The sequence below is a fragment of the Wolbachia endosymbiont (group B) of Camptogramma bilineatum genome (genome assembly GCF_947251825.1).
Lineage (GTDB): Bacteria > Pseudomonadota > Alphaproteobacteria > Rickettsiales > Anaplasmataceae > Wolbachia.
The window spans coordinates 79,880-103,544 of sequence record NZ_OX366391.1; the positions used below are offsets into that span (position 1 = coordinate 79,880).

The window sequence follows — 23,665 nt, forward strand, 5'->3', positions numbered from 1 at the left end:
GCTTGGAAAATCTATGAAAAAAGTGTGTAATTGAAGTGTGTTAAATTTTTATCATGAACACTTTACGATGACCATGAAATACACACTTATTACTAATTCTGTTGAAGTTACAGTTTTGCCAATTTACATTGAAGAGCAATCCATTCCTTATGAAAATTGTTACGTATGGATGTATAATGTTAAGATAAAAAACAAAAGCTCATCAACCATTCAATTATTAAGTCGCTATTGGCGAATAATAGATCATAAGGGCAAAATAAATGAAATTGCCGGAGTTGGTGTTATTGGAGAACAACCTGTAATAAAATCTGGAGAGGTATTCAAATATACAAGTGGAACATACTTAAATACACCATCAGGAATAATGCAGGGTAAATATGAATTTCTGAACGAAGAGAGCATAAAAACCTTTGATGTTATGGTACCACCCTTTTCCTTAGACAGTCCATACGTTAACACTAGACCTCATTGATCATCAAGATAGTGTATTTGTTCAAGTGCATCTGAAACCAATGCTTCTTGTTTTGTCATTTGAGCTTCCATAATGTCATCCGAGTGGCTGATACTGAGATCCAACTAAGTTGATAAACACGAAAGCACTGACCATTTGCTTCTATAGTTGTCTTTTTTCGTCTATCTTATTTTGTTACTCTGCTGAACAGATGCAAAATAGTTTATTTTTGATTCTTATCATCAAGTGTGAATAAGATTATTGTAGAGGTTAAACCTATAATAACTATCATTAACGAAAATGGGGCAGCTTCTCTGTAACGCTCATCGCTGACAAGTTCATATACTCTAGTTGATATAGTTTCAAAATTAAATGGTCTGATAATTAGTGTTGCCGTGAGTTCTTTTACCGTATCCATAAACACGAGCAGAAATCCCGATAGTATGCTTTTCTTGATAAGGGGAATATGAATATTCAGGCACGTGGAAATAGGCCCATGACCCATAGTATATGCAGTCCATTCAATTTCATTTGGTGTTTTTTTGAGTCCCGACTCTATCGCCTTGAAAGATATAGCAAAAAAACGAAATAAATATGAGTAAACTAATGCGCCAATAGTTCCTACCAAGCTAATTTCTACAATATATTGAGTAATGAAAGAAGATATTCTGCTTAAAAACATTATTATGCTAATTGCAATAATTGCATTTGGAATTGCATATCCAAGAGAAATGAGACGTGCTACGTTGCTTATTACCTTGTTTCTACGCGCTGTATATCCAATAATTATCGCAATGCTAATTGAGATTAATGCGGTAATAAATGATAAACCAACACTATTTGCTATTATATTGTAAAATCTTGCTTCGTATATGAAAAAGCCTTTCTCTATGCTCCAATATATAAGTGGAATCATTGGTAAAATAAAGCCTATTAATATCGGCAATAAACACATAAGATAAGAAAAGATCAACGATATAGAACCGTTTATAATACGTTTATTGTGATAATCTGCATTAGTATTGATTGAAGAGTAAGATATTTCTCTTTTTTGTAGTTTTTTCTCGATAACTATTAGTGTTGCAACGAAAATCAGTTCTGCAACTGCCAAAACAGTAGTTGAATATTTGTCATGAAGTAAAAAACAAGTACGGTATATTCCTGTCGTGAAAGTATCGATAGCAAGAAACTGTGGTGTGCCGAAATCTGTAATTACTTCCATTAGTACCAAGGATAACCCAGCTATAATTGATGGACGTATGGAGGGTATGATGACAGAAAACAGACTCTGTAATGAGGAGAACCCAAGTGTTGATGCAATAGTGACTGAGTTACTAACGCTCTTTAGACTTGAGCGGACCAACATATAAACGTATGGATATAGACTAAATCCCATTACTAATATTCCACCACCTAGGGATTTGATCTCGGGAAACCAATAGTCACCTTTGCCCAATTGAAAAGTATCTCTTAACAAGCTCTGAATCGGACCTGAAAACTCTAACGTGTTTACATAAACAAACGATACTATATATCCAGGAATTGATATCGGAAAGAATAAGGCAATCTCAAAAATTCTACTTCCGGGAAACGAAAAAAATGTAGTAAGCCAAGCTGGAATTACTCCAAATATAAAGGATATCAACCCTACTCCTACCATCAAAATCAACGTATTGAGTATATATTCAGGAAAAAGTCTACTAATTACCCATCCAGAGTTTGCTGATTCTGTAAATAGAATCGATATTAACGATAGTATAGGGCAGACAAATAATACACTTACTAAAAACAAGAATATATTTTTAAATACTCTCAGAAACATTAACTTGAATCTATATTTGATATTAAAATGTTATATGCAAAAACTAAAGATATCCAGTAATTAACAGCCGTCCTATTGAATATCTTCATAATTTTATATATTATGTTTTAAATCGATAAACTAATTAATTATGAGTTTTGTCATTGCAACTTTCTATCATTTTGTAAAACTCTCTAATTATTATGACATGAAAGACGAAATAAAAGTTGCATGCGACAACGTTGAATTAAAAGGCACTATACTCCTTGCAGAAGAGGGTATTAATGCAACTGTATCTGGAGAAAGAAACGCGATTGATAAAATACTTGATTTTCTACGTTCTGATTATAGACTAAGGGACCTTACATGGAAAGAGAGTGCAGCAGAATATCAACCATTTAGTAAGATGAAAGTGAGATTAAAAAGAGAAATTGTGAATCTTGGTGTAAGTAATCTCGATACTTCCGTTAGAGGTCAGTACATTGATCCAGATTATTGGGATGATTTTATCTCTCAACCTGATGTTTTAGTGATAGACACACGAAATGATTACGAAGTAAAACTAGGCAAGTTTAAAAATGCAATCAATCCACATACTCAGCGTTTTCGCGATTTTTCTCAGTGGGCAGAGTCTTTCTCTGAGAGTAAAGATCTGAAAGTGGCTATGTACTGCACTGGTGGAATCAGATGTGAGAAATCTACAGCATATATGAAAAGCCTTGGATTTAAAGATGTTTACCATCTTAAAGGCGGTATTCTTTCCTATCTTGAAAAAACTGGTAATAAAAGTGGTAATTGGGAAGGCGAGTGTTTTGTTTTTGATGATAGAATTGCTGTTGATCACTCACTCGCCCCAAGTGATAAAATAAAATGCATATTCTGCTCAAGTAAAGTTTTAACTGATGAGCTGAAATCAGTTCCACGTGGCCAGGTAGTTTGCTCTGATTGTAAATCTTTAAGTATTGAAAGAAATTCAGAATACAACACGAACCTTTAATAACTCCTTTCTCTTTGCATATTTGTAACCTTAATTTTATCAAGGCATTTACCTACAACATAGCCCGCTCCAGCTCCAAGTAACGCACCAACTATAGCAAATGCAATCAACACTACACCAGAACCGCCAATAAGAGCTAAAGTTTCTTGCCCTAAATAACATGCTGCAACTAGACCAGCAACTAAACCAATTCCTACACCTATACACCTAAGTTTCATATTATTACTAATATTGTAACCTCTTCTATGCTTTAGGTTATGACTAGTATTGTTACTTATCCAATCAAAGATTTCGACATTTGGGTTTTTGTCCACAAAATCGATAAGCTTACCTATTGTTTTGTCACGCAAATTATCTAAAGATATAACGCCATTGTTTACATATTTTTCAAATGTCATTTTATTTTTCCATACTATTAGAATATGTTCTTATTACACTGAGCATCTTAATGATTGGTAAATTCCCATACAAGAATAAGTAGATAATCTTACCACTATAGGTGGGACTAAAGCTCTGTAAGATTAAATTCCTGAAAAATTTTGGTAAGAAGAGCTTTTCCAAAAACAATAAAGTTAAGAGTTGAAGAGATAGTGAAAGAGCGACTTACAGTTAATCCAATTGATTTTGGTGAATCGTTTTGTTACAAACTCAAAGGATACAGAAGACTGAGAACTGGCGATTATCGTATCATGTAAATGCTGCAAAGTATGAAGTGTTTCAATAAAACACAGAAAAGACATTTACGAGTCTGAGGCTCCATACTAATATCCTTCCAGTATTAACTTACTTACCCCTACAACAACATTGCAAGCATTGATTTTTTTCCATATGAAAAGAGTCTGGAAGCTCTTTTACTCTAAACACGATGTTTACATCCTCAAAATCAATCTCAATTCGCTTAACTAACGTTCTAATAATATCACGTTTAGTTAGCCAGTCTGCATTATTAAGACTTGAGTTAATACTAGAGGAAAACCCCTCTAAATTTGTTACTACTAGAGTTAACTCTTGTGTGAGTTTTTTCTGATCAAATATCTTTTTCTTTTGTTCTTCAACCATTTTTAAGTTTTGTTTCATTGCTTTAACTCTTGGCTCAAATTCTTCTTGATCAATATATTCTTGAGCATAACTATCAATTAACCTTGCAATACCTCGTTTTAACTTATCTTCTTGTGTTTCAAGCAAAGCGCTTTTTTGATCTAGTGGTGATTTTTTAAGTTCTGAAAGTCTACGTTTATACTCCTCTAATATTCTATTTGGATTTTTTAATAGGTGTTTTACCTCTTCCCACACAGCCATGTCCAATGTATCTGTACGAATTAATTTGTTGTTACACATTTTATTACCGCCAAAACGGTATGAATCCGTACCAATACAACGATAATATACCTGATTATTAGTTTTTTTCCCCTCCTTATTCCTTGCAGTGCTAGTACCATAATATGCATAATTGCAAAGCTTACATACTACTAAACCTTGCAATAAATGTTTTGCTCCTCTTTGTCTTGTTCTTGCTATTTTTCTATTCTCAGCTAATTGTTCTTGAACGATTTCAAATAAATCTTCGCTTACTATACTAGGTACTTTAATATAAATCCAATCCTCTTTTGGAACAGGATAAGTAGAATAATTATCTTTTGGATGCTCGCAGGAGTTTTTTTTCGGTCTTATATGTTTTAGTTTTACGCCAAACCTTGTTTTACCAAAAGCTGCTTGTCCTTTATAAGCAGTGTTTTTTAACATACTCAAAACTACAGCCCTATCCCAATACTCTTTTCCAGTTCTCGTCATAATGGAAATAGCACTTAGCCTACGACATACTTCTCCTATACTGGCTCTTTCTCTTCCTACCCAAGAAAATACTTTACGAACAACTTCAGCTTCTTCTTCATAAATCTCAAATAAGGCCTGTCCTGTTTCTGTATTTTTGTTTATATAACGATAGCCATAAGGAGCAGCACTCATTACACTTATACAACCCTTATTTGCTGCATAAATCTTTCCTCGACGACTTCGTTCCATGATTTTTGCACGTTCGTATTCTGCTATCATACCTTGCATTTGTAATAGTAATTGAGATTCTGGATTATCGCTAATTTGATAATTTAAAAAAATGACTTCCACTCCTAACTTCTTAAACTCTTCAAGTAATATCATCTGATATGCATACTTACGAGATAAACGATCAGGAGAATGAATATAAACCTTATCAATGTTACCTTCTGCTATTTTATCACGTAATTTTTCCAAACCAGGACGGATTATGTTAGAACCACTATAACCATTATCAATAAATTTATATTCATTTAATAATTTATGTCCATCCATACTAATTTGATTCTCTATAGCAGCAATTTGGCTTGCTATTGTATCTTCTTGTGCTTGCCTCCCTGAAGAAACTCTTGCATATAAACTAACTGTTACCATTTTACCGTCCTCAAATCTACTTTCTTATATTCAGAGTTTTCTTCCTTTTTGCTCGCTTTTATTGGTTTACTTAACACTAATTTTTCATATGCATCTAATAGATACAACTCTGCTAATCGATTTACTTCATAACTACAACTAATCCGCACTATTAATTTCTTGTTGCCCATGAGCTCTACCATATATTATCCATCGAGACATATGGTTATTTGATCATTAGCTCTATAAATAAATTCAACTCTCCGTTCTTTTTGTAGAAGCTTTCGAGAAATAGTCTTCTCAAGTTTCAGGTTTATTGCAATATTGTTGGCGGAGTCCTGTAACCTTTCCGGTTGAGCCACTGCGATTCTTTGCAACGTTTATCTCTAATTCGTTATTAGCATCGATTTTATAGTCTGTAGAATAGTAAAATTATAGGGGTATAGTCAAAAAATGAGTTATTTTTGAGCTGAGCAAAGCCACCTAAGGTGAAGAGGAAGGAGAGGTGTATAATATAATATTTATAATTTACTTACGTAACTTAACGATTATTGAAAAACATAGTTCTTAAGTACCTTCAAAGCTTTCTCGTAAATGGTATCCCTATGTCCTATTGTAATAATAGTTACTTCATGTTTTTTGGTGTCTGCACAATACATAATACGGTAATCGCTGACTCTTAGTCTTCTAAACCCTTTAAAGCTATGGTATAAAGGCTCACCAATGGATCGACTGTAAGGCGTTCCTGTATTGCTTTATTTACTCTTGATTCTATTTTTATCGGTAAAGCTGGAAGATCTTTTTCAGTGACATTCTTCAAAAATTTAATCTTGTAGTCCACTTAATCTCCACTTTACATCTTTGTAATCAACTGTTTCTGCACCTTCAACATCATATTGATCAGCAACCACAGATAGCAAAAAATCTTCCATTTCACTATCTATTGCTTCTTTAAGTAGTTTTTCTGCTAATGCTTGAGCAGGTTGCTTAGTAAGTTCAGATAACTCAGTAAGATGCTGTAAAGTTTCTTTACTGAAAGCTAAATTAGCGTTTGCCATAAGTTTTACCGAAATCTACTAATAATTATACAACATTTTCCTAAAATTTTCAATAAAGAAAGCGAAGTAATTATATCAGTATTAATATTATATTAATACTGATATGTTAATATTATATTAATTTTTTAATCAAGGAGAATATTATGAGTTTTTGTTATGATTATGTTAAGCAATTAAGAGAATGTACTAATTCGGGAAGATCAGATTGTGTTAAAGTTAATAAGCATCATGATTGTCACAGATGGTGTGAAAGGGCTACTGATAGTCCTGCGTGGAAAGCACTGTGCAAAAGAGATTGTAATTACGAGTATGCATCATTTAGTGATACAAAGGATACACCAGAAGATATTTCCTATTATTCTGCAGATTCATTTTCTGTTCTGTAGAAGGTACAGTTTTAATATCGAAAAAGTGTGAGGCTTCTCTTTTCTCCCGGAATTTTCAATAAAAGCAACCATACTATTGTTAGTATAGTATTAATGCTTATATGTTATAATTATGTTAATTTTTTAATTAAGGAGAATATTATGTTAGGAAATTTACAGAGTGAAAAAATAGGAGTAGATTTACAACAAAAGTTGGATGTACAGTATGTGAGCGCATGGCATCGCAATTGCCTCAACAACTGTGAAAAAAATTCATGGACTGTGCCCGATGAGGCAGTATGCAAACTCAAGTGTGATTTACAGGCTTCCCCATCTGATTCACAAAAGTCAGCATCTATTGATGTAAGTGATACATTAAGAGGTATTGGAGACAATTTCCATGCTCTCGCAGATTCAGTTTCTGTTCTGTAGTAGATACAGGTTGAAAAAATGTGAGGCTATATTATGACTCTGAAAAATTGCGGAGCTGAAGTGCTAATGCTATATGGTTATTACGTTCAAGAACAAAACGGAAAATCCTATGTTATACTAGAAATAATGTGCGGAAAAGGGGGGATTCGAACCCCCGACATATTTTCATATGTGCACGCTTTCCAAGCGTGTGCTTTAGACCGCTCAGCCACCTTTCCATACTTATTCATAATATTAAAAATTATGCTGCTAAACAACTGGTATACATGGTTCGCCACGGAAATTCACAGTATTGTTAAACTTGTTTTTGCACGTTAAAAACGCTTTATCACAACCTGCAAGTATCGAATATTTATCTCCGGTAGAAATTTGATATGGAGGAGAAGCAAATAATGTAACTACTTTATTTTTGTATTCTTTAACTACAACTTCAAATGTTGCTGAACTAAACACTCCGTGCTTATAATATCCATCGCTTTCGATTAAATTAGTGTCTTCAAATCTTCTTTCATCTATCACTTTAGTAATTGTGCTCATTCTACTAAACTTTTTAGCATCAGCTTTACATCTATCATCGCAAAATTGTGCCCTGCATACAGGAGAATATAGCTCTGTTATGCTTCTCTCAAGCTTTGTCGCAAGACCTCTAATTTCAGCGATAAACCTCCCACTATTTAATGTTACTTTACCAAAAGTTCCTGCATGCAAATTCATAATTCCCTGACTCAAATCTTTATAATTCACAAGAAATATTTCAATATTTGCAAAGTCATGCCTTCCTGATAAAACATCTTTTTCTTTAATATCAGCACTATTTAATATTCCTTCAATTTCTAGATTATCAGTTCTCAAATCGCTATTTAATATTATACTGCTGGCTATAAAACCGCTTGAAGATTTATAGAGTATATTATTGAGATTTAAATCTTCGTCATAGTCGGTAAATCCCATTACTTTCCCACCTACAAGTGTTAATTTCCAGCAAGTAGCGATGGTAAGTAATTCTCCAGTTAAATGGTTTTTTAGTTTGGTTTGCATAGTTGCCTCTTATAAATAATGGCATACCTGCATTTAGCTACACTTGTTTTTTCAAATCTCTATAAAAATTTTCGTGTGGAGCAAATGCAAGAAGTGTTAATATGTTATTTTGTTCGTTGTGAATATAGGCTAATAATGTCAGTTGATTAAAAATAGAGAATTTATACACGCGAACACCTGCAAGATCGCCTGACTTTAGCTCTCCAATATATGGGTTACCTTGAATTTGTTTGATGGCTTCTTCAAGTTTGGGTAGTTGATTATTGTGCAGCTTCTTCATTGACCGCTTAAAAGTGTTGGTGAGAAGAATCTTCAAAATTTTGTGGACTTATACTCCTCAACATTACCTGACTTGATATCCTCAATGCCTAAAAGGATTTCTTTGATAATATTATAGCTTAGCTCAGGGTTATCTTCAACAATCTGACCAATCTTAGCCCAATGCTCGATTTGTTGCGGTACAGAACGATTTTGCAATACGGAATGAGACTGCACTATCTTCTCAAATTCCCCATCAAGATTTACTGTTATACTCATTAGATTATTACTTCCTAGTTTTAGCTATTATATCATATATTGGAAATTTTTTCAACATTTTGAAAGTGCATAGTGAAAACACACACCACATTCAAGTTGTGGTGTGTATTACTAGAACAAATTAGAAAGAAAACTTCACACCAGTTAGTAGAAGAATTCCTTGGTTAGAAGGTACATCAGTACCCTTTTGATCTTTCAGCACACCTTTTTCATCAGTCATAAAATAATGTAAGGCTGCATAAGGAACAAACTTGCTCTTATTGCAAGAAGATAGATCATACTGAACACCAAGTGCAACATCATGAAGCATATCTTTATCGCTCATTCTGCTACCAAAGTATGTCAAACTTGTGTAGATATTATCATATTGATAACCAGCACCTGCAGTCCAATACATGCTGTCCTTGTCATTAAATTGCTTTAAGCCATTTTTTCTAGCAATATCAGTAGTCTCTTTATATTCTTTTGAAGTAGGGTTGAGTTCCTTGATACTCTTCGGTTGACCAGATTTGCCTAAATATGCAAAAGAAGCAGCGAATTTTATATTTTGACCTTCATCAATCTTATAATCAGCGCTTACACCCAAATTAACACCCATCAGGTCATTGTACTCTACAAATTCCTTATAAAGATGCTTATCTTTACTCGGTTGCTTTGAAAACCCATATTCACCAACTACGGAAGTTTTAACTTTTACATTATGTTTACTAAAGTCATATTCATATGACGCACCAGCACTTATTATATGCTGGTAATCTGGTCCAACATGTCTTAACGTTTCCTCATTCTTTACCCCTGTTACCTTATTACTTGAATCTTTGAGGAAATCTGGAGCTATTTCTTTTACAACGGATAAACCACTATCGTAGCGAGGTGAGTAGCTAAGACCAAATCTTGCACCCATATAATTCGGCGAGTAGTAAGCAGCTCTAAATGGCAATGTGGTCATAACCTCTTTGTTGTATTTTCCTGCCATACGGAAGGAGAGTTTTTCGCTCTCGCTCGAGAAGCTTTCAGTGTAAAGACGTGGTGTTACGTAAAATGGAAAGTTTGCAGCACTTCCTTCTAAGTTTACTTTTCTGAACCAGTCACTATCTGCAGCTCCATCAACAGTTGCAATTCTTGTTGCATCAAGTCTCATCAGAGACTCAGGACCAAACTGATAGCCAAGTTTCAGATCACCATATTGTGAATTTAAGAATACATGCGCACTTCTACCTCTTGCAGCATTCACGCCTTGTGAAGCTCCTTTACCTTCAGTAACTGGAACATGGAATTGTACATCGGCACCATAACGAAGACCAATATCCTCATTTTTATTTTCAGCTCTTAAGTGCAATATTGCATCTGAAATCATGCCCATGTTTTCACTGTAATCACCAATATTCCCTATCCCTTTAGGAAATATTGGATTTGCTCCTTTTATACTATCTGTAGTATTGTTAAAATAATCTGTAGATTTACCTGGCATAACATTATAATGGTTATAGCCACTTAGCCCATGGTTACCATAACCTTGAGAATCAACAACGCCACCGAAAGTTATTCTTAAACCATCCCCTTGATTGGTATTGATAATATCAACCCCACCAACTGAAACAACAGGACTTGCCTTACCTTTTTCCTCTGTATTGCTGTTAACAACTTTTACATCCTTTTTTATATCTTTAGCTTCAATTTTAGCATTCTTAGTTTTAGAACCCTTAATTTTTGACTTTTCTACATTAGAATTTTTAACTTTCAGGGCTTTCGCTTTTGAATCTCCTATAAGTTTTGCTTTTTTCTCATTTGCTAGCCTAATTTTATCTTTTTTCTTTTGTTTTGCTACTAATTTTAACTCTTCTTTTTTCTTCTTTTGTTCAGCTGCTAATTTTAACTCCTCTTTTTTCTTCTGCTCAGCTGCTAATCTTAATTCTTCTTTTTTCTTAAGCTCCTCAGCTTTTTTTCTTGGATCAGCATTACATATCCTGTCCATTTTTTCTTTTAGTTTCTTATTTGACGTCTTCATCACTTCCATCTTTCCAGAAGTTTTGATTGACTCGTTACTCTCTTGCTTTTTTACTTCCTTCATACTCTCGTCAGAAAAGTCAGCAGCAAAGCCACTGAAAGAACATAAAGTCAATAGAGAAGCTAGAGCAGTTCTAGTATAAATAGATTTTTTCATGAAGTGCCCCCAAAAAATTTTAAAATCATAACATAAATAGTATAAAGGTGTTGAAAATCCAACTTAAAGCAACCTTATAGCGAAAATAAAAGTAAAATGCAATACTTTAAAAGCAACTTTCTTAATACGCTCAACGTGTATATTAACCAAAATTTAGTACAGAGGTTTGCTTGTTAGTGTATTATAACTCTATACTTATTCTATGGAAGTAAAATTTACTCAAGTGAAAGTACATAAAGATTAAAATATTAATATAACTATTGACAATAATATTAGTTTATATTATAATTAGTGAATTATTGTTTTATTTTTAATAATCAAGGTATTTATGGATTTTAGTTTTTTACGAAATTGGTTTAGCACTACAGGTGCTGCTACAGGCTCAGAGCCAGGTAATACTGAACAGCCAGACTCTATTTCAGTAGATGATGGCAAATACGAGATGAAAGAATATGACGATGAATTTGAGATCATTGAAGATTATGAATTTATAAATCGTGCTGATCCAAATGAGCCATGTTCTTTACCTTCTGACTATAAAATAGATGAAAGTATTGTAAAAATTGCAGGATTTGATAGAGAGAAATTATTAGAAATGGGTAATTTCTGCAAGATAAGCTATGGCGATGATGATGGTAAATTAAGTAAAAAAAGATGTAACAACCTAGCTCAAAGAGTATACAAAACTGAATTTGAAATTGTAGAAGATTTTGAAATTGTTCCATCTACTGAAAAAATGTATAAAACTAGAGCTGAACTCATCAGCGAAGGTTATGAAATTATTCCATTTGGTAATAGCTTTGAAAAAGATGCTGGTCACGTTTTTATAAAAGGTAAAGAAATAACAATAGCTTACCATGGTACTCGTCTGAGCCAGAGTTTTAATGATGGAATTACTGATATAAATGTACTTTTTGCTACTTCGGAATTTTTACCTGAAGGTGGAAGAATTCATTGTGGTTTCTATAATTCATTTATGGATTCATGGCCTAATCTGTATGGCATTTTGAAATCTCATGCTGAAAAACAGGGATCAGAAATCAAGGATTTTAAAATTAATCTCACAGGTCACAGTATGGGAGGAGCTATTGCTAAGATAGCTGCTTTATGCCTCAATAAAACAGAAGGAGCTGAAGATGTTCATGTTGCAACTTTTGGTGATCCACGAGTTTTTGATCTTACTGCTAGTGAATTTTATAATGATGTTCTTCAAGAAAAAACCATTAGAGTAACTCAACATAGACAAGACCCAGTACCAGCGGTATCACCTGGTATTTGTGGTTATGCTCATGTAGGTGCACAATTGAGAATATCAGTACCTGAAGGATATTTTGTTCATCAAATAGATGGTTATCATGAAGCCATTAAAATAATGGATGAAGAGGATTTCCGATCGAACAATAACGTTTCTCTCTTTTATTACCCTTCGAGAATATTAAGTCGAATTAACTGTGCAGTTTTAGGTAATGCTCAATATTATGCTGCTAATTTAGGTGATTATATTCTTGGTGGACAAAATTTTTTCGAGAAAGTAAAAAAGGAATACCAAGATAAAAACTTAGAAAATTTTTCTAAGCTTGAACAAGCAGAAGTTAAGCAAAGGGCACATCAAAATGTCTTTTCTACTACAAGGAGTTTATAACTACTATACAGAGCAATCATTAGATTGCTCCATAGCATCTGTTCATTTACATTCAATATAAAAATTTTCACCAGAAGTTATTTTCCATTCTTCTTTAAATTTCTTTAGGTGTTCTTTTTTTTCGCATTCTAAAAGCAGTTCTTCTATGCTCTTATTATAGCTTTCTGTAGTAATTCTTCCTTGATGATGCATGAATCTCAAGTAAATCAAATAAGTATTAATTACATCTGTTTCGCAATAATCGCGAATTTCTTGTATTTTGCCACTATCGTATAAGCCCATAACTTGTGACCCATCGACTCCAATCTTACCAGGAAGATTAAATGCTGCGCAAACTTCGTTCATCTTCATTCTTGCAGAAGCTCCAAAATCAGAGAGAGATTCAAGCAAATCACAATGCCAATCACTACTGTACCTCTGATTGTAACTATTCCACTTATCGCCAGCTTTGTGAAAATATTCTGCTTGAATGCCATGAACCATAGAACGGTACTTCAGTACCGGTATATCAAAAGTGCGTCCATTGAACGAAACTAGTCTTGGCTTTTTCTCTGATATGTAGTTAAAAAATCCCTTTACTAGCTCTTTTTCATTGGAGTTTACTGTGCCTCCAGATCTTATTTCTTGTAGTGTGAACATTTCATAACCGCTCTGGCGTGTTATATTACAAAGTAAAAAACTAATGACTACAACAAGGTGAAAGGGCTGACGCAGAAAAGAGTTTTGCCCGTTTGTTATTTCAAGATGATATTTTGTTAATGCGTTCCTCTTTTCTTCTACACTGCTATCATCACTAATATTTAGTAAATTCTTGCAGGAATTTACATCTGGTATAGTTTCAATATCAAATACTAACAAAGAATTAAGCATTACTTATATATTCCTCAGGGCGATCAGTCCAAGGTCGCACTTTTACGAACAAAAAGAGATGAACTTTACACTCAAATAACTTTTCCAATTCTGTACGCGCCTCGATATTAATTTTTTTTATGCTACTGCCGTCTTTTCCTAGCACTATTTTCTTATGATTATCTTTCAATACAAATATGATCTGTTTTATGACTAAACTCTTATCTTTTTTTTCCTCAAATTGTTCAGTTATAACAGCTGTAGAGTATGGCAATTCTTCACGTAGGTTCAAGAATAACTTTTCTCTCGTAATTTCCGCTGATAAAAAATCAGCTGAGGAATCAGTTATTTGATCTTTTTCATAAAACCAAGGGCCTATCGGTGCAATTTTAGACAAGTAACTAGTCAGATCAGAAAGTCCATCATTCTTCAGTGCCGAGATCGTAAAAATTTTTTCAAACTTATAAAGCAAATTTAGGTGCTCATGTGCCATCTTGAGCCCTGATTTCTTTACTAAATCAGTTTTATTGATAACCAAAATGCATCTGCCTTTTGTGCGCTCCAGTCGTGCAAATATCGTTTTTATTCTTTCTATATTTTTTAGGTAATTGTTTACATCAACAAGCAATAAAGTAATGTCACTATCCTTAACTGCTCCCCATGCAGATTTGACTAAAGCTTTTTCAAGATTTGTTTCTGCTGAAAACACTCCCGGAGAGTCAGTAAAAACAATTTGCGCATTGTTGCATATAGCAACACCCCTTACCTGCGTCCTTGTTGTCTGCACTTTAGGGGTGACAATTGCAATTTTCTTGCCTACGATGCTGTTAATTAGCGTTGACTTTCCAGCATTTGGCAAACCAGCTATCGTTACAAATAAGCATTTTTGTTCTTTCACAAAGGAAATTATAAAGAAAACTAAATGCTAACGTCAATTGATTATTATATAGCTTTCTCTTCCCCTTTTGAAGAAAAACGCTCAACTATAGGTGATACAATATACTCATTCACTTTCTGAGCTATTGGTTCAATAATACCAAATGCTACAAGGAACCCTGCAATTACTGCTATGGGTGCTATTATTGCACCTGCTAAAGCTGCAGATCCCATTCCAAGCGTTGCACTAGGAAAAATAGCCATTGTAGCTGCAGCAAGACCAACTCCAATTGCAGCACTTGCAAGTGCGGAAATACCAGAATAGATAGGCTCATATTTTTCATCCTTTTGAATATGATCTTTTTTGCAAAATTTGTATAGTAGCTTCCCCGCAAACAGAGCTGTAATCAATGCTGGAACTATAGAACCAACAATCCCACCCATTACCAATGGTGATAGAGTTGTAAAACTGAGTTCCAAACCTGTAAGTGCTCCTATTGATGTAGCTATACCTAAGGCAAATAACATTTCTTTAGTATCGTTGTCCATATAACCCTCCTAAATAATAATTTTCTAAAAAACTTTTAGCTACTTTTAGTATAGCTGAACTAGTTGAACAGGGGAAGGAAATTTTTTATGTTAAAATTAAAGAGCGGGAGAAGGGGTTCGACCTCAACCTTGGCAAGGTTGCGCTCTACCAACTGAGCTACTCCCGCAGTTAAATTCTGCTTAGATTCTACTTCTAATTATAGGTACATATTACAATTTGTAAACCCTACATGCATGAAAATCATGAGAGCCAATTTTCTATGATCTTTTCGTATACTTAAAACTCATTTTTGATTATTATATGTGTCATAAAATATATTAAATTTATGAGAATATTTGTACATAAAGATGACTTGCCAGCTAGTGCAATACCGAGAGATGTAAAATCTATAGCTGTTGATACAGAGGCAATGGGGCTACTGCATAGCAGAGATAGATTATGCCTTGTTCAGCTCTCTTTCAATGATGGCAACGCTCACTTAGTTCAATTCAAAAACGATTATACAGCTCCAAATTTGAGAAAAATATTAGAGGATAAAAATATAACCAAAATATTTCACTTTGCGCGATTTGATGTGAGTATAATACATTACTACCTTCAAACTTGGGCACTGCCTTGCTATTGCACGAAAATAGCCTCACGTTTAGTTCGCACCTACACAGATAATCATAGCTTAAAAGAGTTGTGCTTAGAACTACTTGATATAAAATTAAATAAGCAACAACAATCTTCTGATTGGGGAAATGAAAATTTAACAGACAAGCAAAAAAGTTATGCTGCATCTGATGTTTTATATCTCCATAAAATAAAGGAAAAGCTAGATTTAATGCTAGAACGTGAAAATAGAAAAGAATTAGCCGAAAAGTGCTTTGAATTTCTTCCTACTCGTATTGAGCTAGATTCAATGGGTTGGGGGAGTGTAGATATCTTTAATCATCATATGTAATCACTTCACTTGAATCCAGAAAAATTTAGTTGATCAGCTGTTAATTGATACGCTATATTTATAAAAATTTAGGTATTTTATGAGTGATGATATTAAAGCGGTAAATGATCAAAATTTCGAATCTGAAGTTGCTAACCACAAAGGATTTGTGCTGGTAGATTTTTGGGCAGAATGGTGTGGACCATGCAAAAGTCTGATGCCACGTATCGAGCAATTGGCTGAGGATAGAAAAGGCAAGATCAAGATCTGCAAGTTCGACATAGATGGAGAAACTGAGGTGCCAAGTAAGTATGGAGTTCAATCTATACCTACTTTAATCATATTTCAAGATGGTAAGGAAATTGCACGCAAAATTGGCGCAATAAATGATTTACACAGTTGGGTTGATAGTGAAATAAGCGAGTAGACAAATTTCCTTTTGCGTGTATTATAGGTGTTGATAAAAGGGATTGTAGCTCAGTCGGTTAGAGCAGTTCGCTCATAACGAATTGGTCGTAGGTTCGAGTCCTACCAATCCCACCACTATTGATACAATTGCAAGGCCTACTCTCTTAGATAAGCTTTTTGCCTTATTAAAGTACTTGGTTGTTAGTGTTTGAAAACTCCATGATATTAGATTCCTTGCATAACTGGAATTCAAAAGTTCCAGCGCGTTTTTCTTATTGGATCCCAGCTGGGATGACGCCTGGTTATGAAAGAAATCTATTGTCAAAAAAAATTACTTCCGCGTATTTTGAATCTGATTATAATGACAATTAGAGATATTTTAAGAGCTCAAATTTGTCTGCAGACTTTCAATTAACTTTTCAATAAAAAACGTAGCGTATCTTTTTCAGCGTATACACACTTCTGTCATATGTGCGCTGCATTTTTTTCTAATTTATACAGGAGGATTTTATGTCCAGAATTCCAGATATTTGACCTTTACCTTAGCTAATAAAAACCAACTGGCGCCTTTGGTTTTTATAAAGAAAGTGTAGGAAATAACCAAAAACTGTTTCCAGGCATAAATTTGCCATGTATACCTAAAAAGTAATGATATTAACATAATGTTCATATTTGTATGCTAATATTAATATTATTTAAATTGAAGAATATTATGGAACAACAAGCATCAAACAAAGAGAAAGGGATTAATTTTAGACAGAATCAATGTAGGCAGAAATGCTATATCCACACAAAAAAAATGGACAGATCCTGACTGCCTAAACAAATGCCTTGATAAGTACAGTTCTGAAGTTTTTAAACCTTATTCACAAGTTAGTGAGAAATTATTAGCTAGTGAAAACAATCTCTATGATGAAAGCACAAAATTATCACTTATGGCAGATACTCTAGATGCAATGTTATTTTTAATCACAAAAGAAACACTTATTTCAATATTTGCGGGGATGTTAGCTTTTGAGGTATACTCTGACTTATTGAATAATTCTTTAAATTGGTAAAATACTGTTTCTTTTCCTCTATTTCTTTTTCACTATTCTTTTCAAATATCACTTCTGTTTTTATCTCTTGATTGAGCGAGCCCTTCTTTTCAAAATAATTATCTGTGGATTCTAAAAAGAGTGAAATTAACTCAGGAAGAGTGTATTTATGTTCACTTGATGAGCACAATTCTGTAATCGGAGAAAAGTGAATATCATCTGCCTTAATAGGTAGTAACGATAGAAACTTATTCCAGCATTTTCTCATTACTCCAACTTCAGGTTCAAGATTTTTTATTTTAGCTAAATTAGTATTCTCCATGAAAAACTCTTTGTATTGCTCAAAACCTTCAAAAGTTTCTTTTTTCTGATAATTTTTTTTCCTATGACTTTTTTCTATGTCGGCAATTTTAGTACCTATGTTTGCCTGCTTACTAATAAAGCCATCGTTCTCTAAGTTAAAACAAATTGTGTATGGAGTAATGTCGTTTACTATTGTGTGTGGCTTGAAGTGCCAACCAAAGCATTTGAGTATGAATTTTATTATAGGAGGAAATAGCCATTTAGGTTTTGATATGTGTAGTAATTTCACTACAAGTTTTTTGAATGAGCTAAAGGATTTATTGATAATGCATCTTAAATGAATATTGTCATCTTTTTTAAATTTTTTATAAACCTCCGCAGCTATTGGTCCTCCAGCACAGCTTCCATACAGTACTATATTGTCTGGGTGAATGCCTTGCTTTAGAAGATCTGAAATGACTCCAATTCCTGCATTTACTCGATTTCGACCGTTTAAAGAATGGCCTTTGCTTTTTTCAGAACCAGGAAAATTAATAAGGTGAACATCCATACCTGCTTCAGCTGCCCAATTCCATTCACTTTTGTCTTCATTTGGCTCTTTTTCAAAAGTATATGTAAGCCCTGGAAAGTAAACTATATGCTTTTTCTTTCTGCTATCTGCACTGCTCTTCGAGTTTGACATCACTATCTTTTGAATTCGCATTCCATTTTGAACTTCTACGAACTCTTCCCTAATTTTTATTGTATTTTCTTCTGTTACTTTCATTTTGCGTTTTTCACTATATTGATTTAATAATACATGAAATTTTAGAAAAAATCAATTTTACTAAAAAATTAACTTATAGCGTATCTATCTTTATATTTATCGGAATTAAAGTAGTAGTGAGAAATGCCTCTTGACATTTGATAAACCTAAACGTAGCTTAAAACAATTTACTGTTTATTTATGACATTTGTTCAATCACTTAATAATCAATTAGATAGTTTACACTTATTAAAACACCCGTTTTACGAGTCATGGAATGAAGGTAGCTTAAGCCTGCAGGCTCTGCAAACCTACGCTAAGGAATATTATCACCATGTTGCTGCTTTTCCTCGTTATATCAGCGGTATACATTCCTTGTGTCCGAATTTGAAAATGCGGCAAGTTTTACTTGGTAATTTAATAGAGGAAGAACAAGGCGACGAGAATCACCCAGAATTATGGCAGCGTTTTGCTGAAGGACTGGGAGTAGCACGTTCAGAACTTTGTGAAAATGCACAAATTAAGGAGACACGAGAATTAGTTGATGGTTATTTTGACATTGTAAAATCAGATTTTGCAGCAGGTCTTGGAGCTCTGTACGCTTATGAACGTCAAACTCCAGAGGTTTCTAAGTCTAAAATTGAAGGTCTGAAAAAACACTATTCAATAAATGATGAGCGTTCTCTCAAATTTTTTACCGTTCATATGGAAGCTGATGAGTGGCATTCTGAAGAATGTGCAAACCTTATTGCAGATTTAAACGAAGAAGAACAAGAGAAAGTTATGCAAGGCGCTGAAAAAGGAGCAAAACTCTTATGGGGTTTTCTTGATGGCATGATGAATGTTGATGTTTGTCATTAATTATAAGTAGATACTAAATTCAGTGGTAGCATGTAATCTTCTTATATCTGATTTACGGCTTTGGGTTCATTTGGGATGTAGTGCAGAAGAGAAGTTTTCTCCCCAATTGGTGAGTATTGACGTTGATTTCACTTTTAAATCTCCTCCTTCAGGGCTTACAACTGATCAACTTAAAGATACTATCTGCTATTTGGAAGTAGTGCAAAATATTCAATCTCTTGTTCAGGGCAAGCAATTTAATTTAATCGAGCATTTAACTCATGAGATATACAGAGCCATTAATAACCTTTTGCTGCGAAAGAAGCATATTATTTCTTCTGTCAGGGTGACTACTCACAAAATCGCACCACCAGTTCCTGGTGTGCATGGGGGTGTTTTTTTTACTTACTGTAATGAATTGCAAGAATGATCTATATTTCTATTGGATCAAATATAGGGAATCGCCTTTCCCATTTACAAAGAGCTACTGAGTTACTAAAGAAGCGCTATTTAAAAGACTTAAAGTCTTCGATCATTCTAGAAACTAAGGCTATTTTACCAAATGGTGCTCCACCTGATTGGAACAAGCCATTTCTCAACATGATTGTCTATGGAAGTTGTTCTTCTTCTCCTGAGGAGCTACTAAAAGGCTTAAAACAAATCGAATGTGATATTGGTCGTCCACAAGTCTACGAAAAATGGGCACCTCGTGTTATTGATTTAGATATTTTGTTATGGGATGATCTAACGCTTGATATACCTGACCTTAAAATTCCTCACCCAGAATTAGTAAATAGACCATTTTTGCTCCACTTGATGGCAATGGTTAACAAAACCTTTGCTTTCAATGTTCAAGACTGTTTTTCAAAGAGTTTTACGCTTTCACCAAAGCTTATGGGTATCGTCAATATTACCCCTGATTCATTTTCAGATGGTGGTCTTTATTATGATGCGAATCGAGCAACCAAGCAGGCATTGCAGCTGGTATCAGATGGTGCAAGCATAGTTGATCTTGGAGCTCAATCAACAAGGCCTGGAGCTTCAATAAAGACGCCAGAGGAAGAGTATGAACGTCTAAAACCAGTACTTGATAATCTTAGCGACTATATGAAAAATGGTGATATTGAAGTCAGCATTGATAGTTTTTGGCCAGACGTTATTTTAAACGTTTTGAAGCACTACAATATTGCCTGGGTAAATGATCAGAAGGGAGATCTGAGTAGTAATACCTTAAAAGAAGTTGCTAGCAGTGGGTGTAGTGTCGTTATTATGCATTCACTTTCGATACCACCACATAAGGACAATATTATTCCACATGACACTGACCCAATTGATATCATAAATAATTGGGCAGAGAAGAGCATTAACAAACTACTAGGCCTGGGTTTTGATGAAAATTCAATAATTATTGACCCTGGTATTGGTTTTGGCAAATCTATGTATCAGAATATTCAGATTTTACGCAGTATAGAAACTTTACAAAATTTTGGCTGCAAGGTTTTAGTTGGCCATTCCCGAAAGTCATTTATTTCCTCTTTTTCCATAGAATCTCCCTCTAATAGAGATTTAGAAACAATTGCTACATCTGCTATACTGCAAAATAAGGTTGATTTCCTTAGAGTGCATAATGTACGCGACCACATGAGATTTTTTGTAGCCCAAGCTGTCTTAAAAGGATGAAGATTATTGGAATTATGGCTGTTGACCCTAATGGGGTAATTGGAATAAATAATGATTTGCCCTGGCGTTATCCAAGTGAGTTTAAACATTTTTGTCAAGTGACCGACAAACAAATTATTGTGATGGGAAGAAAGACATTTGAAACCGTGCCTCAAAGCATACTAAAGAATCGTACACCTATTGTTTTCTCCCGTAACAAGTGTTTTAATAGAGGTCCAAAATGTACTGTTGTCTCTTCCATGCAAGAATTTCTGTCAATTCAAAGTAGTTCTCAAGTCTTTGTGATTGGTGGGGCACAAATAGCACACCTTTTTTTAGAGCATAACCTAATCTCAGAATTTATTATAACTGAAATTCACAAGCCCTATAAGGGTGATACATACCTCAATTTAGCATTTTTTGATGGATGGAATAAAACTATTCTCGTCAGAACAGAAGACTATACTATATTCAATTGTATCCGTTCAGCAGAGTAGTAAAATTATTAGCATAAAAGTAATCAACGTTTCTAATGAAAGCTGGATCCCAGCATCAAGTGCTAGCCTGAAGCTTTAGCTATAAATATTAAGAAATTTACCAAACGAAGAAAAAAGGCAGAAGAATCCCCGTGTGACGAGTTTTATAATGTAAATTGGCGCTATAATAATGTGCTAACAAGCGCGTTTTGGCTGAATGTAGAAAAAATAAAAAAAGCCGCTATAATTTTTGTGTAATTTGCCAATAAATATTTGAGTTTTTTACTGATTTTGTGATTGAGCCTGCAGGTCAAAAATAAGGATAAATACTCTTAGTATCATAGTAAAGGGAATGACGAAATTTGTAAAGTAGTTTTCACTCAAATGACGCCCAGGCAAAAACTATATGGTTATGCAAAAAATCTATTTTTAAAACTGTTAATATAACATAGAAAAAACCTCACCTTCATTAATAATAGATTACTTACCAATTGGGTAGTCACCAGTGAAACAAGCATCACAATATTGCGGTGTAGCATTGTTACGTTTTTCTGCTTTAACAGCTCTGTATAGCCCATCAATACTCAAAAAGGCTAAGCTATCTACTCCTATACTTTCCTTTATCTCTTCTATAGATTGAGTCGCAGCAATTAAATCTTTGCAATCTGGTGTATCTATTCCATAAAAACAAGAGTGCTTAATTGGTGGACTTGAAATTTTGAGGTGAATCTCTTTTACTTCTGCATCCTTTAGCATAACTATTATATTTCTGAGCGTACTACCACGCACTATACTATCATCTATTAAAATTATGTTTTTGCCTTTCAAAGTGTGCTTATTAGCATTGAATTTTAATTTTATTCTAACTTTACGTACTTCAGCGGTGGGTTGTATAAAAGTTCTTCCTATGTAATGATTACGAATTATCCCCAGTTCCATAGGTAATCCTGAATGCTTTGCATATCCAATAGCTGCAGGTATTCCAGAATCAGGTATTGCTACAACCATATCTACATTGTTTTTTGGTGGGCTCTCTTCTGCAAGTATTCTTCCTATTTCTTTTCTTATATCATATATGGACCTCTTCTCCATTATGCTGTCTGGTCTCGAGAAGTAAACGTATTCAAAAATACAAAAACTTGATTTTTGCTGTGGGAAAGGAAACATTGAGGCTAGCTTACTATCCGAACTGATGGTAACTAATTCGCCTGGTTCTATTTCTCTAATAAACTCTGCATTTATTATATCAAGAGCACAAGTTTCAGATGCAAGAACGTAAGAACCGTTTAACTTTCCTAAAACAAGAGGCCTGATTCCAGATGGATCACGTACTCCAATAACTACTTCTTGACTGATTGCCACAAAAGAATAAGCACCTTGTATTTGCTTTAATGCATATATAAAACTCTCTAAAAAGCTATCTTTTTCACCGCTTGCTGTCAGATGCACTACTACTTCTGTATCAATATCTGACTGAAAAACGCACTCTTGTTTAATTAATTGTTCGCGTATCGGAGAAATATTAATTAAATTACCATTATGTGCTATGGCAAAATCCCCAAATTTGCCACTTTTGCCAAACATGGGCTGCACTCCAAATTTACTACCACTTGTTGAGTATCGAACATGACCTATTGCACAATCTCCAGGTAAGGATTTCTTTATTTCATCTATATCATCAAATACACTGCTCACTTGGCCTTGAAAGTGATAAGAGTGCAGCTTATCGTTGTTACTGGTTACTACGCCAAAAGACTCTTGACCTCTATGCTGCAAAGCGTGGAGAGCAAGTATAGAGTTAAAAGCAGCACTTTGGTTGTAACTTATGCCAAATACCCCGCACTCCTCATGTACTTCATCAAGCATGAAAAATATTAAATAAAGCCTGATTGTACTTTAGTAGAGGCAAAGTACAAGAATTTTATTTGTTAATCCCTTTCAAAGTTGAAGCTTTCTACGGTAGTTTTGATGTATACCAGAAAGTAGGTTATATGCAATTAACCAATTTTGAGATTTTTGACAATTTTTTAGCACTGAAGAGAAAAAGATATTTTTATTGACTTATCTATGTATTGAAGTAATCACTAAAAAGTTTTAGTGGTTATG

General features: G+C 34.0%; 28 protein-coding genes and 3 tRNA genes. 13 read left to right on the forward strand and 18 right to left on the reverse strand.

Annotation, left to right across the window (positions count from 1 at the left end; translation table 11 throughout):
- Nucleotides 1–67: 67 nt before the first annotated feature.
- The gene (gene apaG, locus OPR44_RS00425; RefSeq protein ID WP_010402892.1) at nt 68–472 is read left to right on the forward strand and encodes a Co2+/Mg2+ efflux protein ApaG; all 405 of its coding nucleotides are present in this window, start codon (nt 68–70) and stop codon (nt 470–472) included.
- Nucleotides 473–674: 202 nt separating this feature from the next.
- On the opposite strand, the gene OPR44_RS00430 is transcribed toward apaG, so the two are convergent.
- Entirely contained in the window at nt 675–2,273 is a 1,599-nt protein-coding gene (locus OPR44_RS00430; protein WP_265015000.1) for an ABC transporter permease, read from the reverse strand.
- A 130-nt stretch (nt 2,274–2,403) separates the two neighbouring features.
- On the opposite strand from OPR44_RS00430, the gene trhO reads away from it, so the two are divergent.
- Nucleotides 2,404–3,249: an oxygen-dependent tRNA uridine(34) hydroxylase TrhO gene (gene trhO / locus OPR44_RS00435; protein WP_265015001.1), complete on the forward strand. Its 846-nt coding sequence runs from the start codon at nt 2,404–2,406 to the stop codon at nt 3,247–3,249.
- Here trhO and OPR44_RS00440 read toward each other — a convergent pair.
- Entirely contained in the window at nt 3,246–3,647 is a 402-nt protein-coding gene (locus OPR44_RS00440) for a hypothetical protein (RefSeq protein ID WP_264376554.1), read from the reverse strand. The genes trhO and OPR44_RS00440 overlap by 4 nt on opposite strands.
- Before the next feature lie 141 nt (nt 3,648–3,788).
- Between OPR44_RS00440 and OPR44_RS00445 the strand changes: the two genes are divergently transcribed.
- Complete coding sequence (locus OPR44_RS00445) at nt 3,789–3,944, forward strand: type II toxin-antitoxin system RelE family toxin (RefSeq protein WP_265015002.1); 156 nt, start codon at nt 3,789–3,791, stop codon at nt 3,942–3,944.
- Nucleotides 3,945–4,032: 88 nt separating this feature from the next.
- Here the strand turns inward: OPR44_RS00445 and OPR44_RS00450 are convergent, their stop codons facing one another.
- The 5 genes from OPR44_RS00450 to OPR44_RS00470 form a co-directional block, all read right to left on the reverse strand.
- Entirely contained in the window at nt 4,033–5,676 is a 1,644-nt protein-coding gene (locus OPR44_RS00450) for a recombinase family protein (RefSeq protein ID WP_265015003.1), read from the reverse strand.
- On the reverse strand, nt 5,670–5,858 hold the full coding sequence (locus OPR44_RS00455; RefSeq protein ID WP_038249248.1) for a hypothetical protein: 189 nt from the start codon (nt 5,856–5,858) through the stop codon (nt 5,670–5,672). Before OPR44_RS00455 ends, OPR44_RS00450 begins: the two co-directional genes overlap by 7 nt.
- A 345-nt stretch (nt 5,859–6,203) precedes the next feature.
- Nucleotides 6,204–6,314, reverse strand: a complete 111-nt coding sequence (locus OPR44_RS00460) for a hypothetical protein (RefSeq protein WP_264375108.1) — start codon at nt 6,312–6,314, stop codon at nt 6,204–6,206.
- 20 nt (nt 6,315–6,334) lie between these two features.
- Nucleotides 6,335–6,496 carry a hypothetical protein gene (locus OPR44_RS00465; RefSeq protein WP_265015004.1) on the reverse strand — a complete coding sequence of 54 codons (162 nt, stop codon included), beginning with the start codon at nt 6,494–6,496 and terminating at the stop codon, nt 6,335–6,337.
- On the reverse strand, nt 6,480–6,713 hold the full coding sequence (locus tag OPR44_RS00470; RefSeq protein ID WP_265015005.1) for a hypothetical protein: 234 nt from the start codon (nt 6,711–6,713) through the stop codon (nt 6,480–6,482). The genes OPR44_RS00465 and OPR44_RS00470 overlap by 17 nt, the downstream gene beginning before the upstream one ends.
- A gap of 143 nt (nt 6,714–6,856) precedes the next feature.
- On the opposite strand from OPR44_RS00470, the gene OPR44_RS00475 reads away from it, so the two are divergent.
- Both OPR44_RS00475 and OPR44_RS00480 read left to right on the forward strand, forming a co-directional pair.
- The gene (locus tag OPR44_RS00475; RefSeq protein ID WP_265015006.1) at nt 6,857–7,099 is read left to right on the forward strand and encodes a hypothetical protein; all 243 of its coding nucleotides are present in this window, start codon (nt 6,857–6,859) and stop codon (nt 7,097–7,099) included.
- 141 nt (nt 7,100–7,240) lie between these two features.
- Entirely contained in the window at nt 7,241–7,510 is a 270-nt protein-coding gene (locus OPR44_RS00480) for a hypothetical protein (RefSeq protein ID WP_265015007.1), read from the forward strand.
- A 131-nt stretch (nt 7,511–7,641) separates the two neighbouring features.
- Here OPR44_RS00480 and OPR44_RS00485 read toward each other — a convergent pair.
- From OPR44_RS00485 to OPR44_RS00505, 5 genes are all read right to left on the reverse strand, one after another.
- Nucleotides 7,642–7,728, reverse strand: a tRNA-Ser gene (locus tag OPR44_RS00485).
- 31 nt (nt 7,729–7,759) lie between these two features.
- Nucleotides 7,760–8,548 (reverse strand): DUF2163 domain-containing protein, encoded by a 789-nt coding sequence (locus OPR44_RS00490; RefSeq protein ID WP_265015008.1) that lies wholly within the window; start codon nt 8,546–8,548, stop codon nt 7,760–7,762.
- Between the two features lie 37 nt (nt 8,549–8,585).
- On the reverse strand, nt 8,586–8,828 hold the full coding sequence (locus tag OPR44_RS00495) for a type II toxin-antitoxin system RelE/ParE family toxin (protein ID WP_230608979.1): 243 nt from the start codon (nt 8,826–8,828) through the stop codon (nt 8,586–8,588).
- A 32-nt stretch (nt 8,829–8,860) separates the two neighbouring features.
- On the reverse strand, nt 8,861–9,085 hold the full coding sequence (locus tag OPR44_RS00500) for a ParD-like family protein (protein WP_265015009.1): 225 nt from the start codon (nt 9,083–9,085) through the stop codon (nt 8,861–8,863).
- A gap of 121 nt (nt 9,086–9,206) precedes the next feature.
- A complete protein-coding gene (locus OPR44_RS00505) occupies nt 9,207–11,249 on the reverse strand; it encodes a WD0745 family porin (RefSeq protein ID WP_265015010.1) in 2,043 nt (680 codons plus the stop codon).
- A 328-nt stretch (nt 11,250–11,577) separates the two neighbouring features.
- Between OPR44_RS00505 and OPR44_RS00510 the strand changes: the two genes are divergently transcribed.
- On the forward strand, nt 11,578–12,891 hold the full coding sequence (locus OPR44_RS00510) for a lipase family protein (protein WP_265015011.1): 1,314 nt from the start codon (nt 11,578–11,580) through the stop codon (nt 12,889–12,891).
- A gap of 42 nt (nt 12,892–12,933) precedes the next feature.
- On the opposite strand, the gene OPR44_RS00515 is transcribed toward OPR44_RS00510, so the two are convergent.
- The 4 genes from OPR44_RS00515 to OPR44_RS00530 form a co-directional block, all read right to left on the reverse strand.
- Nucleotides 12,934–13,761: a 3'-5' exonuclease gene (locus OPR44_RS00515; RefSeq protein WP_264375102.1), complete on the reverse strand. Its 828-nt coding sequence runs from the start codon at nt 13,759–13,761 to the stop codon at nt 12,934–12,936.
- Entirely contained in the window at nt 13,754–14,638 is an 885-nt protein-coding gene (gene era / locus OPR44_RS00520; protein ID WP_265015012.1) for a GTPase Era, read from the reverse strand. The genes OPR44_RS00515 and era overlap by 8 nt, the downstream gene beginning before the upstream one ends.
- A gap of 44 nt (nt 14,639–14,682) precedes the next feature.
- On the reverse strand, nt 14,683–15,165 hold the full coding sequence (locus OPR44_RS00525; RefSeq protein WP_265015013.1) for a hypothetical protein: 483 nt from the start codon (nt 15,163–15,165) through the stop codon (nt 14,683–14,685).
- Between the two features lie 102 nt (nt 15,166–15,267).
- Nucleotides 15,268–15,332 (reverse strand) — tRNA-Gly (locus OPR44_RS00530).
- Between the two features lie 159 nt (nt 15,333–15,491).
- Between OPR44_RS00530 and OPR44_RS00535 the strand changes: the two genes are divergently transcribed.
- From OPR44_RS00535 to OPR44_RS00545, 3 genes are all read left to right on the forward strand, one after another.
- Nucleotides 15,492–16,112 carry a ribonuclease D gene (locus tag OPR44_RS00535; protein WP_265015014.1) on the forward strand — a complete coding sequence of 207 codons (621 nt, stop codon included), beginning with the start codon at nt 15,492–15,494 and terminating at the stop codon, nt 16,110–16,112.
- 79 nt (nt 16,113–16,191) lie between these two features.
- Complete coding sequence (trxA, locus tag OPR44_RS00540; protein ID WP_007302120.1) at nt 16,192–16,518, forward strand: thioredoxin; 327 nt, start codon at nt 16,192–16,194, stop codon at nt 16,516–16,518.
- Nucleotides 16,519–16,557: 39 nt separating this feature from the next.
- Nucleotides 16,558–16,634, forward strand: a tRNA-Ile gene (locus OPR44_RS00545).
- Between the two features lie 849 nt (nt 16,635–17,483).
- Here the strand turns inward: OPR44_RS00545 and OPR44_RS00550 are convergent.
- Nucleotides 17,484–18,605, reverse strand: a complete 1,122-nt coding sequence (locus OPR44_RS00550) for an alpha/beta hydrolase (protein ID WP_265015015.1) — start codon at nt 18,603–18,605, stop codon at nt 17,484–17,486.
- A 180-nt stretch (nt 18,606–18,785) separates the two neighbouring features.
- Here OPR44_RS00550 and OPR44_RS00555 point away from each other — a divergent pair, with 180 nt between their 5' ends.
- The 4 genes from OPR44_RS00555 to OPR44_RS00570 are packed head-to-tail and all read left to right on the forward strand — an operon-like array spanning nt 18,786 to nt 21,580.
- On the forward strand, nt 18,786–19,445 hold the full coding sequence (locus OPR44_RS00555; protein WP_108784268.1) for a CADD family putative folate metabolism protein: 660 nt from the start codon (nt 18,786–18,788) through the stop codon (nt 19,443–19,445).
- A 22-nt stretch (nt 19,446–19,467) separates the two neighbouring features.
- Nucleotides 19,468–19,854 (forward strand): dihydroneopterin aldolase, encoded by a 387-nt coding sequence (locus OPR44_RS00560; protein WP_143689820.1) that lies wholly within the window; start codon nt 19,468–19,470, stop codon nt 19,852–19,854.
- A complete protein-coding gene (gene folP / locus OPR44_RS00565; protein WP_264376556.1) occupies nt 19,851–21,104 on the forward strand; it encodes a dihydropteroate synthase in 1,254 nt (417 codons plus the stop codon). Before OPR44_RS00560 ends, folP begins: the two co-directional genes overlap by 4 nt.
- Entirely contained in the window at nt 21,101–21,580 is a 480-nt protein-coding gene (locus tag OPR44_RS00570; protein WP_064085991.1) for a dihydrofolate reductase, read from the forward strand. The genes folP and OPR44_RS00570 overlap by 4 nt, the downstream gene beginning before the upstream one ends.
- 459 nt (nt 21,581–22,039) lie before the next feature.
- On the opposite strand, the gene purF is transcribed toward OPR44_RS00570, so the two are convergent.
- Nucleotides 22,040–23,425, reverse strand: a complete 1,386-nt coding sequence (gene purF / locus OPR44_RS00575; RefSeq protein ID WP_265015016.1) for an amidophosphoribosyltransferase — start codon at nt 23,423–23,425, stop codon at nt 22,040–22,042.
- Nucleotides 23,426–23,665: the final 240 nt, after the last annotated feature.